We start from the raw sequence: 15,121 nt of genomic DNA, 5'->3' as shown, positions 1-15,121 counted from the left end.
CCGCCCCACCTCTACGAAGGAGACGCCATGTACGAGACACCGCCTCGCCCACAACCCGCCGTTCCCCTTCAGACGCCGGCGGTCCACCGCGACCAGTGGCAGGCGCCGGCCGACGGTGCCGCGGACCGGGGAGCGGAAGCGGCCAGGTCGATGTGCGCGGACCTGACCGGTTCACGGCGCGACATGTGCCGTGCCATGGGCGGCTAGCGGAAGAACACGTCCGGCGGCCATCGCCGGTCGGCCACCCCACAGGTGAGAGGAGAGAACCATGAACGACACGCCGTTCACCATCGAGGAGAGGCCCACGCGGCCCACGGCACTCCAGACGCCGTTCCAGACACCCGCGATCGACCGCAGCGCCACCGTCCCCCAGGGCGCCGACGGAGACGACTCGGGCGGTGTCGAGGCCAACTTCGGATTCGGCGACATCCTGAAGACGGCGGCGAAATTCCTGCTCTGAGGCGCCTCACACAAGGGCCCCTTGTGCGTCGTCGGGCGGGGTCCCGTGCCCCGCCCGCCGGAATCCGGATCGGAAAGGACAGCATCATGACCGCTATCGACAAGTGGCGTGAGGACTCCTCCTCACCGGCCACCGCACTGCGGACGCCGTTCCAGACGCCCGCGATCGACCGGACCCCCGCCGGCTCGACCGGCCACGGCGGCGACGTCGACGGCGTCGAGGCCAACTGGGGCTGGTCGGACATCCCGTGGACGCAACTGGGCAAGGCTGCGCGGGGTGCGCTGGACGCCGTGCTGTAGGACCAGGCGTTCCGCAAGGACCACGCTGAGAGGACATCGCCATGAACGAAGAGTTCACACCCCGGCGCCCCGGCCCCGGGCCGGTCACCGCACTTCGGACGCCCTACCAGACGCCCGCTGTCGACCGGACCTCCGCCGGCAACCACGGACAGCGGGACGACGCCAACGGCGTCGAGCCCAATCTGCCCATCCTGCCCCTGCTCGGCCTGGCCGGCTCGGCGATCGGCTCCCTGTTCGGCTGAGTTCCGCGTCCCGGCGGCGTGGCCTCTTCGGCCCACCGCCGGTTCGGCGGCTGAAAGGACATCAGGATGAACAAGGAGCCGAGCAGGAGGAAGAAGTCGTCCGAGCGACGCGGCGCGGCATCCCGTGGCGCACCTCGTAGCGAGCGGGGCAGTGCCCCGGATCGTACGGAAAGCGCTACCGCGGGTGCGGCGGGCGTACGCCTCGATCTGCCCATCCAGGGGCCGACCATCGAGCGCAGGTGGGACCTGTACGAGCCCTATCTGGTGGTAGTGGGGACCTACGACCCCATTGACCAACCCGAAGGAGTAATAGGGCAGTACATGGACTATCAGTTCGGGTCAGGCCACTTCGTCGCGGACCCCGGCCCCTCGGCCGGCCGCGACGCACGCGGCTGGAGCTGCCCGCCCGGCGGCCCCTGCGTATGGGTCGGCATCGTCTAGGCGGCTGACAGATCAAGGCGGCGGGCACGGCGCCGGAGACCCCGGCCCCGTGCCGCCGCTGCGTACCCGTAAACCCACGGAGGTGGGAAGTCATGTCCACGATCGACATGCCAGAGGTCGAGAGGTCCTACGACGAACAGCGCCGCCAAGTAGCCGACGCGGCCCGGCGCTACCGAGAGTCGGCGAAGGCACGCGAGCAGGCCGAGGCGCGGACCGCCGAGGGCGTGCCCTTCCCCGACACACCGCAGGCGCTGGCCGCCCGGGCCGAGCGCATCCTCAGCCGGGGCGGCGTCCCGGCCACCGCCGTCGTCGCCCAGATCCACGCCGAACCGCTGGATCTCCCCCAGGCCCACGAGCGGATCATCGGCCTGTCCAACGACCTCCAGGCAGCGAATTTCCTGCCCCGCGGAGCCCGTGCGGCCCGTACGGTCGCCCGCATCACCCTGCGTCAGGGTGGCCGGGAACTACCTCTCGGGACCGGCTTCCTGGTCTCCCCTCAGTTGCTGATGACCAATCACCATGTGTTGCCGGACACTGAGTTCGCCAAAAACTGCTTCGCGGAGTTCGACGCGCAGATCGGTATCGACAACGCACCCGACGACGTCGTCCGCGTCGAGTTCGCCCCGGACGCCCCGTTCCTCGCCCATGAGCCGCTGGATTTCGCACTGGTGGCGCTCGCCCCGGTCAACGGGGGTGTACCGCCGGGTGAGTTGTTCGGCTGGAACCGCCTCAGCGCTCGCACCGGAAAGCTGGTCGTCGGCGAGCTCGTGAACGTCATCGGCCACCCCAACGGCCGCCTCAAGGAGATCGCGCTGCGCGACAACAGGCTGATCACGCGGCTGGACGACTTCCTGCACTACCGAACGGACACCGAGCCGGGCAACTCCGGCTCCCCGGTCTTCAACGACCAGTGGGAGGTGGTGGCCCTCCATCACATGGGCGTGCCGGAGACGGACGCGAGCGGGCGGCCGCTGCGCAGGGACGGCGCGGTGTGGCAGCCGAGCGACGGCGAGGACACCCTGTCCTGGGTGGCCAACGAGGGTGTGCGCATCAGCTCCGTCCTGCGCCATGTGGCGTCCTTGCGACCGACGTCCGAACAGCGCGCTCTGCTCGCCGAGATGGGTCCCGAGTCGGGGCTCGGCAGCCCCACGCCCCACGAGGCGACAGCGGTCACCCACACGGCTCCCGCCCTCATGCGACCCACCGTCCCCGCCGCGGCCGAACGCACCGCGGCGACCGGCCTGCGCGCCCGGGAGGGCGCCTTCGGCGGCCACCGCCACCTGGTGTACCTGCACGGCAGGAGCCAGGAGGGGAAGAACCCGGAGGCGCTCCGCCGCGAGTGGGCCGCCGGGCTCAACAAGGGCCTCACCGCCGCGGGCCTGCCCACCCTCGACCCGGCCGACGCCTGGTTCCCGTACTACGGCGACCGATTGGCCGAGCTGATGGGCGCGAAGGAGTCCCTCGGCGGCGCCCCGCCGGCTCAGGACACCAAGGCGTACGAGCAGATGCTCTTCGAGGCGGCGGCCAGGGTCGGCATGCCGGAGGGCACCTGCGACGGGCAGGACGGCGTGGCGGCCGAGGAGGGGCTCGACGGTGTGGTGCGCACGTTCCGGCGCGCGCTCGGCTGGGTGGCGGCCAGATCGGACCTCGACGAGTGGACCATCGACGCGGTCTTCCGGGACGTGGCGAGGTATCTGAGCGACCCGCGCGTCCGGGAGACCGTGCTGGACACCGTGTCCGCGACCATGCCGGACAGCGGCGAACTCGTCTTCGTCACGCACAGCTTGGGCACCGTCGTAGGAGTCGATCTGATGAGCCGACTCCCGTCCGGGATCGATCGGGCCGTGCTGGTGACCGTGGGCAGCCCGCTGGGCATGGACGCCGTCAACAGCCGGCTCCTGACCGGCCGTCCCCACCGTCCCGGGAACGTCCGTACCTGGCTCAACGCCTGGTCCCCGGCGGACGCGGTCGCCATCGGCTGCCCGCTGCGCGACCGGCGCTGGGGCAGCGTCGACCAGCCGGACGTCATGAACGGCAAGGACAGGGCGCACAACATCGCCGAGTACCTCGGCCACGCGAACGTGGCCGGGCCGATCGGCCGCGCCCTGCGCTGACCGGCCGTACTCCGTCGGTCCTGCGGTTCTCACTCGCCGAGGTGCAGGGCGCGCAGCGCCTCGCCGATGGCCGCGACGCCCTCGTCGATCTCGTGGGCGGGGCCCGCCGCGTAGCCGAGGACCAGGCCTGGCGGGCCTGGGGTGATCCGGTGCCAGGACAGGGGGTGCACCTTGACTCCCCGGGCGAGAGCTGCCGCGGCGAGGTCGGTGTCGCGGAAGCCGCCGCCGTGGGCGTCGGCACGCGGGGCGTCGAAGGTGACCATCAGGTGCAGTCCGGCGGCCGCCCCGTGGACGCGGGCGCCGGGCAGGTGCGTCTCGATGGCTCGCAGCATCACGTCCCGGCGCCGCCGGTGCCGCTGCCGGACATGGCGCAGATGCCGTTCCAGCTCGCCCGAGTCCATGAGCCGGGCGAGGACCAGCTGGGTGAGGATGCCGTTGCCGAGGTCGGCGTACCGTTTGGCGGTCACGACGGCGTCCCGTCGGCCCGGCGGTACGAGGAGCCAGCCCACCCGGAGCGCGGGAGCGAGGAGTTTGGAGACGCTGCCCGCGTAACAGACGCCGTCGGGCAGCAGCGAGCGCAGCGCCGGGACCGGCGGACGGTCGTAGCGGTGCTCGGCGTCGTAGTCGTCCTCGATGACGACCCCGCCCTCGGCCGCCCAGCTCAGCAGTTCGCGACGGCGTTCCCCGTCGAGGACGACTCCGGTGGGGAACTGGTGGGCCGGCGTCAGCAGCACCGCACCAGCGCCACTGGCACGCAGCGCACCCACGTCGAGGCCACCGCTGTCCACGGGGACGGGGACGGTGGTGAAACCGCCGTACTCCAACTGCTGGCGCGCGCCGAGGGATCCGGGATCCTCGACGGCGATACGGCGGATCCCGTCCTGGCGCAGCAGCCGCCCGAGCAGGCTCAGGGCCTGTGCCACCCCCGCGACCACCACCACCTCGTCCGGGTCGGCACGGATGCCGCGATTGCGGGCCAGCCAGCCGACGACGGCGCGACGCAGTGCGGGCGCGCCCTGGGGATCGCCGTATCCGAAGTCGGCAGGGGTGACGCCCGCGAGGACGGCGCGTTCGGCGCGCAGCCAGCCGGTGCGGGGGAAGGCGGCGAGGTCGGGAACGCCGGGTGAGAGATCGATACGGCAGGGCAGGGTGCGCAGCATGTCGACGGCACCCTCGCGGTCGGCCGCGCCGAAAAGCGCGGGCCCTGGTTCCGCCTCGCCGCCGGCGCGACGGCTGGGCGCGGCGGGAGCCGCCACCACCACCGTGCCGCCCCGGCCGCGACCGGCGATCTGACCGGTCTCGGCGAGCCGCCGGTAGGCCTCGGTGACCACGCCCCGGGTGACTCGCAGCTCCTGCGCCAGCACTCGGCTGGCGGGCAGCCGTGCTCCGACGGGCAGCCGACCGTCGGCAATCGCCGACCGCAGCCGGTCGGCGAGCCAGGCGGTGCGCCCTCCGGGCGGTGCCTGGCCGATGTCCAGCTGGAGGAAGTCCGAGCCGACGGCGGCCGCGTCCGTCTCCGCATGCGAGTTTTTGGACCCCTCGACGGGGGGCTCTGTGGACCTGCCCATGGCGTCCATTGTGCGGCCAAGGTGGACGGTATGGACACACCCACCGCTTCGTTCACCCAGCTCGTGCCCGGCATGATCGGCATGGCGCTGGTCGGCAGCAGCGTCACCGTCTCGCACGCCCTCGTCGATGCCCCGCTGTTCACCACGCAGGCCGTCCGGTATCTGGCCGCGACGGTGATCCTCCTGGTCATCGCCCGGCTCGCCGGTGCTCGTCCGGTGTGGCCGCGCGGCCGGGAGTGGCTGTGGCTGGCCGGGATCGCGGTCACCGGTCTGGTGCTGTTCAACGTGGCGGTGGTGCGGGGCGTCGCCCATGCGGAGCCCGCGGTGGTCGCCGTCGCGGTGGCGTGCGTTCCGCTGGTCCTCGGGGTGGTGGGCCCGCTGCTGGAGGGGCGCGGGCCGAGCCGGCAGGTCCTGTTGGCGGCGCCGGTCGTCATGGCGGGCGCGGTGCTGGTCGAGGGGACCGGGCGGACCGACGCCGTCGGGGTGGCCTGGGCGGCGCTGGCACTGGGCTGCGAGGCCGCGTTCACGCTGCTCGCGGTGCCGGTGCTGCGACGGCACGGCCCGTGGGGAGTGTCCCTGCACACGACCTGGCTGGGCGGGGTGATGCTGACCGCTCTCGGGGTGACGCTGGAGGGACCTTCGGCGGCGCGGGAGATGTCCGGGACCCAGTGGGCGGCCGCCGGCTACCTGGCCCTGATGGTGACGGCGGTCGCCTTCGTCCTGTGGTACTCGACGGTCCGCTCCGCGGGCGCCGGACGAGCCGGACTGCTCACCGGTATCGCCCCGCTCGCCGCGGCGGCGAGCGCCGTGTCGGGCACCGGCATGCCAGGGCCGTGGGTCTGGCTGGGCATCGCCGTGGTGATCGTGGGCCTGGTCGCCGGCCTGCGGCCGCGCGGCGCTACCGCGTCGGCTCGGGCACTCGCCAAGGCACCGCTGCGCACCCGGGCATGACGACCGTACACATCGCCACAGATCAACCGAAGTCGAGGATGGGGCGATCCGGGCGCCTGACGGAGGTTCCCGCTCCGGCACCCGTTGCACGACGATCGGCACCGACATCTCCGGTGTACCGGCGTACCCGCACTTCCTCCGCGAGGAAGGCCTGGCCGAGGTCGCCGCCGAACTGCCCACCCTTGGTCGCCGACGGTCCGCTGGCCCGGTTCTGGTCGCGGACCTGGCAGCGGATGCGCCCCGAGCTGGAGACGAGCGGCCGGGTGGACTCCGCCACCGTCGAGGAGGCCCTCGGCTACCTGTCCTCGCACCGGCTCGCCGAACTCGGGCCGGGCATGCCCATGGCCTGGGGACGACGGCGCTGAGGTCAGGTCTCCTGGAGCACGGAGAGGACGTTCCCGGCCGGGTCGGTGAACCACGCGATCGCCGCGGGGCCGCCATCGCCGACCCGGACGATGCCCTTCTCGTCATGGTCGAATTCGGCATAGCGCTCAAGCGTCACGCCGCGCCGCTCCAGGTCACCGACCGCCGCCTCGATGTCGTCCACGGGGAAGTTGAGAATCGTGAACGACGCGGGGGTGTGCGTGTCCTTGGGGTAGACGAACACCTGGGCACCGCTGCCGAGCTTGATGGTCAGCATCCGCATGTCCCCCTGCCCGGACTCCTCCACCTGGAGACCGAGGGTCTCACCATAGAACCGGCGGGCCTCATCGAGGTCGTCGACGGAGAAGCCGCTGAACGCCTTCGACTGTCCGAACATGCCGTGTGTCTCCTTCACGGATGAGCCGTACTGACGTCTCAGGGCACACCCCAGGCGCCGCGGCCGGACACACGCCGCGCGGGCGGCGTCCGGATGATCGCGCCAACTTCACCCGCGCCGCCGAGGCACCCTCCCCTCACAGGCCGACGTGGAACGCATACCGCTCAGCGGCGACATCACCTTCCAGGACGCTTCAACGCCAACGGCATCACACGGACGCCGGACGGAGATGGGCTGCTCGTCGTGCAGACCAACACCGGGCGGCTCTTCCGCGTCGACCCCGCCACCGGCGCCGCCACCGCGGTCGACCTCGGAGGAGACGACCTGACCTTCGGCGACGGGATGCTCCTTGAGGGAAGAACCCTCTACGTGGTGCAGAACATGACCAACACCGTTGCCGTGGTTCACCTCGACAGGAAGGGCAGCACGGGCCGCGTCACGGAACGCCGCACCGACCCTCGCTTCGACACACCGACCACCATGGCGCGCTTCGGCAACCGCTTCTACCTGCCCAACGCCCGCTTCACCCTCCCATCACCACCATCAGGTCAGGAGGACCCCGACAACTCTTCAAGCACACCGGCGGCTTCTACAACTCCCCCTGCTTCCAGGAACGGTGCAGCTGGCTCAGCGGTCCAGGCAGCGGAGCAGGGCGTCCGATCGGGTCTCGTGCCCGTCGGACGCCCTGCTTCGCCCCGGAGTCCGCCCCCGGATCAGCCTGTCCGGCGCTGCCACCACGGGGCGGAGGCGTCGCGGAGGGTGTTGGTGCCGCAGTGGATCTCGCCCTGGCCGAGGTGGTAGGTGTACCAGTCGTCCAGGTACGACACCTGCATCCCGGCCTGCTGGTACACGGCGGTCACGGCCTCGGTGAAGATGTCCTTGCCGCCGATGACGGGACCCCACTGGCGCGGGGCCAGGTAGCGGTCGCGGGAGACCACGATGCCGTTGACGGCGCCGGGGATGTACGCGCTGGTCATGACGGTGGGGGCGGCGGCCCTGGGACCCTCGGCGAGCCACTTCTGCTGGCCGTGCTTCTCGAGCCGGTCCATGAGGGGCGTGTCGGCGCCCAGCCTGGTCAGGCGGGGCACGGAGACGCCGTCCCGTTCTCCCACCGGCTGCCGTTCGCGGACATACAAGGCTGGCACCCGCACGATCTCGTCGTCGGTGACGCCCGTCTCGCGCTTGAGTATCTCCAGGTTGGCCGCGATGCGCTGGGCCGCCATCTGGTTGTCGGCCACCAGGTCGCGGGAGGCGAGGGCTTCGTCGATGGTCTCCCTGGGCGCCGGCATGCCTTGCTCGCGCGGAACCGAGAACATCTTGGTCCGGCCGTGGCCGTCGCGCTGGGCGTCACGGAGCAGTTGAAGACCGGCCTCGGGATCGGCCAGGCCGATGCGCCAGCCGCGCGGGGTGTCGGCCGGCAGGAACTGCACGAACTCGTCGACGTGACCGACGCCGAGCCAGGAGGTGTCCAGCAGCAACGGGTCCTGCATCCCCTGCGACTTCAGCAGCTTGCGTACGGCCTTCGAGGGGCGCTGGCCGGTGTCCTTGCGCCAGCCCTGGATGACCCGCCCGGCGGGATAGGCCCGGTCGCCCAGGGTGTAGGGCGGAATGGTCTCCAGGTTCCCCATGGAGTTCAGCGACCAGTCCTCCGGTTCGCCCCGGTCGAAGGCCTGGACGACTCCGATGTCCCGGCCGCGCACCTTCTCGAACAGCTCGCGGCCCGCCTCACGGTCCGGCTGGGCCGAGCGCAGCATCACGCGCATCACCTGCCGGCGTCCGCGCGGTCCGGTCATGCTGACGTAGGCCGGCTCGACGAAGTCCTGCGCCCAGATGTCGTTGTACTTGTCGAAGGTCATGAGCGGCCTGGTGATGCCGGCGGCCTTGACCTCCTTCTCCAGGTCCTTGACGAACTTCCGCTGGATTTCGTTCCATTCCCCGCCGCCACGCACCTTGGTGACCATCAACTGCTGGGCGTTCTGGAGATGGTGGTGGGTCAGGAGCGGCGCCACCCGCAGGGTGACCGAGTCGGACGTGGTCTCCCCGGCGGAGGTCACGCTCAGGCGGATCACGGCCCGGCCGTCCCACTTTGCGCTGTCGCGGATCACATCGGTGGCCTCGACGCCGAGCTCCGCGCCGGAGCGCAGTTCGGCGGCGGACAGCCGGGTCTGGGAGGTGACCAGGACCCACTTCCCGTCGCGCTTGACGAATACGCGGGTGTGCTCGGCGCCGGTGGTGACCCGCAGGCTGCCCTTGGCATCGGATCGCACATCCGGCATCGGGACGGAACGGACCCGGGCCAGGTCGGCCGCGTCGGCGGTGCCGTTGACCTTGGTGTCGGAGGCGTCGTTGCAGGACGCCAACTTGGCGTCGGACAGCGGTCTGCCGCCGGGGCCGGTGACGGGGCAGCGCCTGGTGTCGTCGTCGATGTTGGGCAGGTGGACGGCCCCACGTCCGACGGACCAACCGTCCTCGCCTGCCCGGTCGGTGTCGCCGGTGAGATCGACCTGCCCGTCACGGTTCACGTCGGCACGGAGGTCGGGCCGCACGGACGGTTCCGCCGCGGCGGCAGGGTGCGGTGCGGCCAGAACGGATCCGGCGGCGGCGAGGGCGAGGACCACGGGTCCTGCGGGGTTCGTACGTGAACGCGTACGTCTGCGCACAGCGCGTCCCTTCTCTGGTAGGGGTGTGTCGCCGTGCAAGAGAGCAACTGGGGCTCGTGCGTTCCCGATACGGAACAGATGGAATTGTTCGGACTTCAAGCGGGAGGGCTTCGCAATCCGTACCGGGTAAGGAAGAACCCAGGATCTCCATGCCGGACCCGTTCGACTGTCCGAATCCCGTCGGGAAAACGGGCAGCAATCGGGCAGACGCCGGGCGCTGAGCGGGCAGCGTCCACCCGTGCCGCTGAGCCCTCGCCGCCATCATCCTGGGCCTCCCACCTCCGAAAAGCGGGCATATTCGGTCATCAGCCGCGCTACGACGAACCTGGTCAGTACTGGCAATCGCCGGTAGAAATTTGGCCACCGAATCCCAACGGGCTGGGCTTCGGGAATCAGCCGGCGCGGGATTACGCGCAGAGCCGTGAAACGGAGGTGTCGCCGTGGACGCCGATGAACGAAGACGCGGAATTCTGGAAACGGCACGCCGTTCTGGATCCGTCGACGTCGGAGAACTCGCAGCCGACCTCCAGGTCTCCAGGGAGACCGTGCGGCGCGATCTGAATCTGCTGGAACGGCATGGGCTGGTCCGCCGTACCCATGGCGGAGCCCATCCCGTGGAGAGCGCGGGCTTCGAGACCACGCTCGCCTTCCGTACGACCATGCACGTCCCCGAGAAGGCCAGGATCGCCGCGGCAGCGGCCGAACTGCTCGGGGACGCCGAAACGGTCTTCATCGACGAGGGCTACACCCCGCAGCTCATCGCCGCCGCCCTCCCCCGCGACCGGCCACTGACCGTGGTCACCTCCTCGCTGGCCACCGCCGGTGCCCTGGCCTCCGCGGAGAACCTCTCCGTGGTGCTGCTCGGCGGCCGGGTGCGGGGCGGGACTCTGGCCACGGTCGACCACTGGGCGACCCGCATGCTGTCCGGCTTCGTCATCGATCTGGCGTACGTCGGCGCGAACGGCATCTCCCGCGAGTACGGACTCACCACCCCTGACCCCGCGGTCAGCGAGGTCAAGGCCCAGGTCCTGAAGGCCGCCAGGCGCCGGGTCTTCTCCGGGGTCCATACGAAGTTCGGTGTCGCGAGCTTCTGCCGCTTCGCTGAGGTCACGGAGTTCGAGGCGATCGTCACCGATGCCGGGCTGCCCGCCTCCGAAGCACACCGCTACTCACTGCTGGGCCCCGAGGTCATCCGGGCCTGAGCCGCAGTTCAACTCCCCCTCTCCCCAAACCCCGCAGGTCCGGGGGTCTGGTCCCGCACGTCCTCGAATCATCCCCTGGAGTCAGTCATGCGCACACGAAGAATGATCCATGTCGCCGTCACGGCCGCGGCAGCGGGCTCCCTGCTCGTCGCCTGCAGCGGAGCGGGCGGCTCCGCGAACTCCGGTGGGGGCAGCGAGAGCATCAATGTGCTGATGGTCGGCAATCCGCAGATGGAGGACATCGCGAAGCTCACGAAGAACACCTTCACCAAGGACACCGGCATCAAGGTGAACTTCACGATCCTTCCCGAGAACGAACTGCGAGACAAGGTCACCCAGGACGTCGCCACCCAGGCCGGCCAGTACGACGTCGCCACCATCGGCGCCTACGAGGTCCCCATCTGGGAGAAGAACGGCTGGCTGCACGAGCTCAGCTCCTACGCCGACGAGGACGCGAGCTTCGACAAGGCCGATCTGCTCAAGCCGATGGTCACCTCGCTGTCCGGCTCCGACGGCAAGCTCTACGCCCTGCCGTTCTACGGCGAGTCGTCCATGCTCATGTACAACAAGGACGTCATGGAGGCGAAGGGCATCACCGTGCCCGAGCGCCCGACCTGGCAGCAGATAGCCGACATCGCGGCCAAGGTCGACGGCGCGGAGCCGGGGATGCGCGGCATCTGCCTGCGGGGTCTGGCCGGCTGGGGCGAACTCGGGGCGTCGCTGACGACCGTGGTCAACACCTTCGGCGGCACCTGGTTCACCAAGGACTGGAAGGCCCAGGTCAACACCCCGGAGTTCAAGAAGGCCACGAACTTCTACGTCGACCTGGTCCGCGAGCACGGGGAGGCGGGAGCGGCGCAGGCCGGCTTCACCGAGTGCCTGAACGCCATGAGCCAGAAGAAGGTCGCGATGTGGTACGACGCGACCAGCGCGGCCGGATCGCTGGAGGACCCGAGCTCCAGCAAGATCGCCGGCCATGTCGGCTACGCCTACGCGCCGACCGTCGAGACCAAGAGCAGTGGCTGGCTGTGGAGTTGGGCGTGGGCCTTGCCCAAGACCACGAAGAAGGCCGACGCGGCCTCGAAGTTCATGCTGTGGGCCTCCAGCAAGGAGTACGAGAAGCTGGTCGGCGAGGAGCTGGGCTGGTCGCGGGTCCCGGCCGGCAAGCGGGCCAGCACGTACGAGCTCCCGGAGTACCAGAAGGCGGCCGCGTCGTTCGGTGACATCACTCTGAAGTCCATCGAGCAGGCCGACCCCGCCAACCCGGGCGTTCAGCCCCGTCCGACCGTGGGCGTCCAGTACGTGGCCATCCCCGAGTTCCAGGACCTGGGAACCAAGGTCACCCAGGAGATCTCCGCCGCCATCGCCGGCAAGACCAGCGTGGACAAGGCACTTGAAGACGGCCAGAAGCTCGCCGAGGACGTCGCCAAGAACTACCAGTGACCCTCAGGAACCGCCCGGCCGGCCCTCCCCCCGGCCGGGCCTCCTCCCCCACCCCCGCCGGCATCGGCAGAGGAACCCTCCATGACCACGCTCACCGCCCCACCCAAGACAGCACCACCGCCCAGTCGTCCGCGCACCTCCTCCGGCGTCAGCAAGTGGCGGCGCCGTATCCCGCTGCTGCCGGCGCTCGTCTTCACCATCGTCGTCACACAACTGCCCTTCGTGGCCACGCTCGTCATCTCCACGTTCCAGTGGAACGTCCTCAAGCCGGGCGAGCGGCACTTCGTCGGCCTGTCCAACTTCGCCTTCGTCTTCACCGACGAGCGGCTGCGCACGGCGGTGCTCAACACCGTCGTACTCACCGCGTCGGTGGTCATCATCAGCGTGGTTCTCGGGTTGGGCCTGGCGATGCTGCTCGACCGCCGGTTCATCGGCCGCGGTCTGGCACGGACGATGCTCATCGCGCCGTTCCTGGTGATGCCGGTGGCGGCGGCGCTGCTGTGGAAGCACGCCATCTACAACCCCGACTACGGCCTGCTCAACGGCACCCTCAACGCCGTCTACCGCTTCTTCGGCGCGGACAACGGCCCCACGATCGACTGGATCTCCTCCTACCCGATGCCCGCGGTCGTCATCTCGCTGGTGTGGCAGTGGACCCCGTTCATGATGCTGATCCTCCTGGCCGGTCTCCAGGCCCAGCCCGGTGATGTGCTGGAGGCGGCCCGCATGGACGGGGCGTCGGCCCTGGCGACCTTCCGCTTCATCACCCTGCCGCACCTGCGCCAGTACATCGAGCTGGGCATCCTGCTCGGCACGATCTACGTCGTGCAGACCTTCGACGCGGTCTACACCATCACCCAGGGCGGCCCCGGCTCCCGGACCACCAACCTGCCCTACGAGATCTACCTGACCATGTTCCGCAAGTACGAGTACGGCCAGGCGGCCGCCGCCGGTGTGGTCGTCGTGCTCGGCTCGATCGTGATCGCGACCTTCGCACTGCGCACCATCGCGTCGCTGTTCCGCGAGGAGGTGTCCCGATGACCACTCACGCGGCAGTCGCCGCTCCCGGCGCGAGACTCAAGAAGCTCATCCGCCGCCACGACGACCGCGGCGGCGCGCCCCGCCTGTCGCCGCTGTGGACCTTCGTCGCCTGGCTGGCCACGCTGGCGTTCTTCGCGCCGGTGGCGTGGATGGTGCTCACCTCCTTCCACCAGGAGGCGGACGCGGCGACCAACCCACCGACCCCGTTCGCGCCGGTCACCTTCGACCAGTACAAGCTGCTGTTCAGCAGGGACATCACCCCCTTCCTCCTCAACTCGGCCATGGCCAGCGTGATTTCGACGGTCCTGGTACTTGCCCTGGCGGTGCCGGCGGCCTACGCGCTGTCCATCAAGCCGGTCAAGAAGTGGACCGACGTGATGTTCTTCTTCCTGTCCACCAAGTTCCTGCCCGCCATCGCGGCCCTGCTGCCGGTATACCTGATCGTCAAGGACGCCGGGATGCTGGACAACGTGTGGACGCTGATCATCCTCTACACGGCCATGAACCTGCCGATCGCGGTGTGGATGATGCGCTCGTTCCTCGCCGAGGTGCCCAAGGAGATCCTGGAGGCCGCCGAGGTCGACGGCGCGGGCCTGCTCACCGTGCTGTGGCGGGTCGTCGCCCCGGTCGCCATGCCCGGACTGGCCGCCACCTCGCTGATCTGCTTCATCTTCAGCTGGAACGAGTTCATGTTCGCCGTGAACCTCACCGCCACGCAGGCGTCCACCGCGCCGGTCTTCCTCGTCGGCTTTATCACCAACGAGGGGCTCTTCCTCGCCCGGCTGTGCGCCGCCGCCACGTTGGTCTCCCTGCCCGTCCTCATCGCCGGCTTCGCCGCTCAGGACAAACTCGTCCGCGGCCTGTCCCTTGGAGCAGTCAAGTGAAGGCCGCTGTCATCGAAGCCCCCGGCAAGGTCACCGTCACCACGGTGCCCGACCCCACTCCCGGACCGCGCGAGGTCGTGGTCGACGTGGCGGCCTGCGGACTGTGTGGGACCGATCTGCACATCCTTCAGGGCGAGTTCGCCCCGACCCTGCCGGTCGTGCCGGGCCACGAGTTCGCCGGGGAGGTCGTGGGCCTCGGCAGTGAGGTCACCGAACTCGCCATCGGCGACCGGGTCGCCGTGGATCCCTCGCTGTACTGCAACGAGTGCCGCTACTGCCGGGCCGGCCGCAACAACCTGTGCGACCGGTGGCAGGCGATCGGAGTGACCGTGGCCGGCGGCGCCGCCGAGTACGCCGTCGCCCCCGTCGCCAACTGCGTCCGACTGCCCGACCATGTGGACGTCCAGGACGCGGCGCTCATCGAGCCGCTGTCCTGCGCCGTACGCGGCTACGACGTGCTCAGCAGCAGGCTCGCCTCCCATGTGCTGATCTACGGCAGCGGGACGATGGGCCTGATGATGCTGGAGCTGGCCAAGCGCACCGGCGCCGCCTCGGTGGATGTCATCGACATCAACCCGGAACGACTGGCGACCGCGGAGAAGCTGGGCTGTACGCAAACGGCGCTCTCCGCCGACGAGTTGGGACGACCCGGCGGCTGGGACGTGGTCGTCGACGCGACCGGCAACGCCGCCGCCATCCAGGACGGCCTGGAGCGGGTCGCCAAGGCCGGAACATTTCTCCAGTTCGGGGTCTCCGACTACGCGACCACGGCCACCATTTCGCCGTACCGCATCTACAACCAGGAGATCACCATCACCGGCTCCATGGCGGTGCTGCACAGCTACGAGCGGGCGGCGGAACTGTTCGCCACGGGGGTGCTCGATCCGCAGGTGTTCATCAGCCACCGGATGCCGCTGACGGACTACCCCCAGGCGCTGGAGCAGTTCGCCGCCGGGCAAGGACGCAAGATCGTCGTGCTGCCCTGATCTGTGAGCTACCAGCCGAAGAGGTGCCGGGGCGGGCCGCCGCCCCGGCACCGCCGCGTCAGTCCTTGTC

The 15,121-nt window shown here is 70.1% G+C and carries 15 protein-coding genes; 12 read left to right on the top strand and 3 right to left on the bottom strand.

Features of this window, described 5'->3' with window-relative positions; all coding sequences use genetic code 11:
- Window positions 1–27 precede the first annotated feature (27 nt).
- The 5 genes from H4N64_RS01700 (at window position 28) to H4N64_RS01680 (ending at window position 3,556) form a co-directional block, all read left to right on the top strand.
- The gene (locus H4N64_RS01700; RefSeq protein WP_186280184.1) at window positions 28–207 is read left to right on the top strand and encodes a hypothetical protein; all 180 of its coding nucleotides are present in this window, start codon (window positions 28–30) and stop codon (window positions 205–207) included.
- Window positions 208–268: 61 nt separating this feature from the next.
- Complete coding sequence (locus H4N64_RS01695; RefSeq protein WP_186280182.1) at window positions 269–460, top strand: hypothetical protein; 192 nt, start codon at window positions 269–271, stop codon at window positions 458–460.
- A gap of 86 nt (window positions 461–546) precedes the next feature.
- Window positions 547–759, top strand: coding sequence for a hypothetical protein (locus H4N64_RS01690; RefSeq protein WP_186280180.1), 213 nt, complete (start codon window positions 547–549; stop codon window positions 757–759).
- 41 nt (window positions 760–800) lie between these two features.
- Complete coding sequence (locus H4N64_RS01685) at window positions 801–1,001, top strand: hypothetical protein (protein ID WP_186280178.1); 201 nt, start codon at window positions 801–803, stop codon at window positions 999–1,001.
- A 533-nt stretch (window positions 1,002–1,534) separates the two neighbouring features.
- On the top strand, window positions 1,535–3,556 hold the full coding sequence (locus H4N64_RS01680; RefSeq protein ID WP_186280176.1) for a S1 family peptidase: 2,022 nt from the start codon (window positions 1,535–1,537) through the stop codon (window positions 3,554–3,556).
- A gap of 29 nt (window positions 3,557–3,585) precedes the next feature.
- Here the strand turns inward: H4N64_RS01680 and pdxR are convergent, their stop codons facing one another.
- Entirely contained in the window at window positions 3,586–5,133 is a 1,548-nt protein-coding gene (pdxR, locus tag H4N64_RS01675; RefSeq protein ID WP_222108379.1) for a MocR-like pyridoxine biosynthesis transcription factor PdxR, read from the bottom strand.
- Window positions 5,134–5,154: 21 nt separating this feature from the next.
- Here pdxR and H4N64_RS01670 point away from each other — a divergent pair, with 21 nt between their 5' ends.
- Window positions 5,155–6,075 (top strand): DMT family transporter, encoded by a 921-nt coding sequence (locus H4N64_RS01670; protein WP_186280172.1) that lies wholly within the window; start codon window positions 5,155–5,157, stop codon window positions 6,073–6,075.
- A 182-nt stretch (window positions 6,076–6,257) separates the two neighbouring features.
- Complete coding sequence (locus H4N64_RS01665; RefSeq protein WP_186280170.1) at window positions 6,258–6,440, top strand: hypothetical protein; 183 nt, start codon at window positions 6,258–6,260, stop codon at window positions 6,438–6,440.
- A gap of 2 nt (window positions 6,441–6,442) precedes the next feature.
- Here the strand turns inward: H4N64_RS01665 and H4N64_RS01660 are convergent, their stop codons facing one another.
- Together H4N64_RS01660 and H4N64_RS01655 are read right to left on the bottom strand one after the other, a co-directional pair.
- Window positions 6,443–6,835: a VOC family protein gene (locus tag H4N64_RS01660; RefSeq protein ID WP_186280168.1), complete on the bottom strand. Its 393-nt coding sequence runs from the start codon at window positions 6,833–6,835 to the stop codon at window positions 6,443–6,445.
- 713 nt (window positions 6,836–7,548) lie between these two features.
- The gene (locus H4N64_RS01655; RefSeq protein WP_336246614.1) at window positions 7,549–9,495 is read right to left on the bottom strand and encodes a protein-arginine deiminase domain-containing protein; all 1,947 of its coding nucleotides are present in this window, start codon (window positions 9,493–9,495) and stop codon (window positions 7,549–7,551) included.
- Between the two features lie 440 nt (window positions 9,496–9,935).
- On the opposite strand from H4N64_RS01655, the gene H4N64_RS01650 reads away from it, so the two are divergent.
- The 5 genes from H4N64_RS01650 to H4N64_RS01630 all read left to right on the top strand — a co-directional run bounded on the left by H4N64_RS01650 (window position 9,936) and on the right by H4N64_RS01630 (window position 15,051).
- Window positions 9,936–10,697 carry a DeoR family transcriptional regulator gene (locus tag H4N64_RS01650; protein ID WP_186280166.1) on the top strand — a complete coding sequence of 254 codons (762 nt, stop codon included), beginning with the start codon at window positions 9,936–9,938 and terminating at the stop codon, window positions 10,695–10,697.
- A gap of 87 nt (window positions 10,698–10,784) precedes the next feature.
- Window positions 10,785–12,140, top strand: a complete 1,356-nt coding sequence (locus H4N64_RS01645; RefSeq protein WP_186280164.1) for an ABC transporter substrate-binding protein — start codon at window positions 10,785–10,787, stop codon at window positions 12,138–12,140.
- Between the two features lie 81 nt (window positions 12,141–12,221).
- On the top strand, window positions 12,222–13,181 hold the full coding sequence (locus tag H4N64_RS01640; RefSeq protein WP_186280162.1) for a carbohydrate ABC transporter permease: 960 nt from the start codon (window positions 12,222–12,224) through the stop codon (window positions 13,179–13,181).
- Window positions 13,178–14,065 carry a carbohydrate ABC transporter permease gene (locus tag H4N64_RS01635; RefSeq protein ID WP_186280160.1) on the top strand — a complete coding sequence of 296 codons (888 nt, stop codon included), beginning with the start codon at window positions 13,178–13,180 and terminating at the stop codon, window positions 14,063–14,065. The genes H4N64_RS01640 and H4N64_RS01635 overlap by 4 nt, the downstream gene beginning before the upstream one ends.
- The gene (locus tag H4N64_RS01630; RefSeq protein WP_186280158.1) at window positions 14,062–15,051 is read left to right on the top strand and encodes an alcohol dehydrogenase catalytic domain-containing protein; all 990 of its coding nucleotides are present in this window, start codon (window positions 14,062–14,064) and stop codon (window positions 15,049–15,051) included. Before H4N64_RS01635 ends, H4N64_RS01630 begins: the two co-directional genes overlap by 4 nt.
- The last annotated feature ends 70 nt before the right edge of the window (window positions 15,052–15,121 follow it).

This window comes from Streptomyces cupreus (genome assembly GCF_014257025.1).
Taxonomy (GTDB): domain Bacteria; phylum Actinomycetota; class Actinomycetes; order Streptomycetales; family Streptomycetaceae; genus Streptomyces; species Streptomyces cupreus.
Note: the sequence above shows the minus strand (reverse complement) of the source record. Positions and strands in the feature narration are given on the sequence as shown.

Coding starts and splice junctions, on each gene's coding strand:
- H4N64_RS01700 (WP_186280184.1), top strand. CDS start 28: ATGTACGAGACACCGCCTCGCCCACAACCCGCCGTTCCCCTTCAGACG.
- H4N64_RS01695 (WP_186280182.1), top strand. CDS start 269: ATGAACGACACGCCGTTCACCATCGAGGAGAGGCCCACGCGGCCCACG.
- H4N64_RS01690 (WP_186280180.1), top strand. CDS start 547: ATGACCGCTATCGACAAGTGGCGTGAGGACTCCTCCTCACCGGCCACC.
- H4N64_RS01685 (WP_186280178.1), top strand. CDS start 801: ATGAACGAAGAGTTCACACCCCGGCGCCCCGGCCCCGGGCCGGTCACC.
- H4N64_RS01680 (WP_186280176.1), top strand. CDS start 1,535: ATGTCCACGATCGACATGCCAGAGGTCGAGAGGTCCTACGACGAACAG.
- pdxR (WP_222108379.1), bottom strand. CDS start 5,133: ATGGACGCCATGGGCAGGTCCACAGAGCCCCCCGTCGAGGGGTCCAAA.
- H4N64_RS01670 (WP_186280172.1), top strand. CDS start 5,155: ATGGACACACCCACCGCTTCGTTCACCCAGCTCGTGCCCGGCATGATC.
- H4N64_RS01660 (WP_186280168.1), bottom strand. CDS start 6,835: ATGTTCGGACAGTCGAAGGCGTTCAGCGGCTTCTCCGTCGACGACCTC.
- H4N64_RS01645 (WP_186280164.1), top strand. CDS start 10,785: ATGCGCACACGAAGAATGATCCATGTCGCCGTCACGGCCGCGGCAGCG.
- H4N64_RS01640 (WP_186280162.1), top strand. CDS start 12,222: ATGACCACGCTCACCGCCCCACCCAAGACAGCACCACCGCCCAGTCGT.
- H4N64_RS01635 (WP_186280160.1), top strand. CDS start 13,178: ATGACCACTCACGCGGCAGTCGCCGCTCCCGGCGCGAGACTCAAGAAG.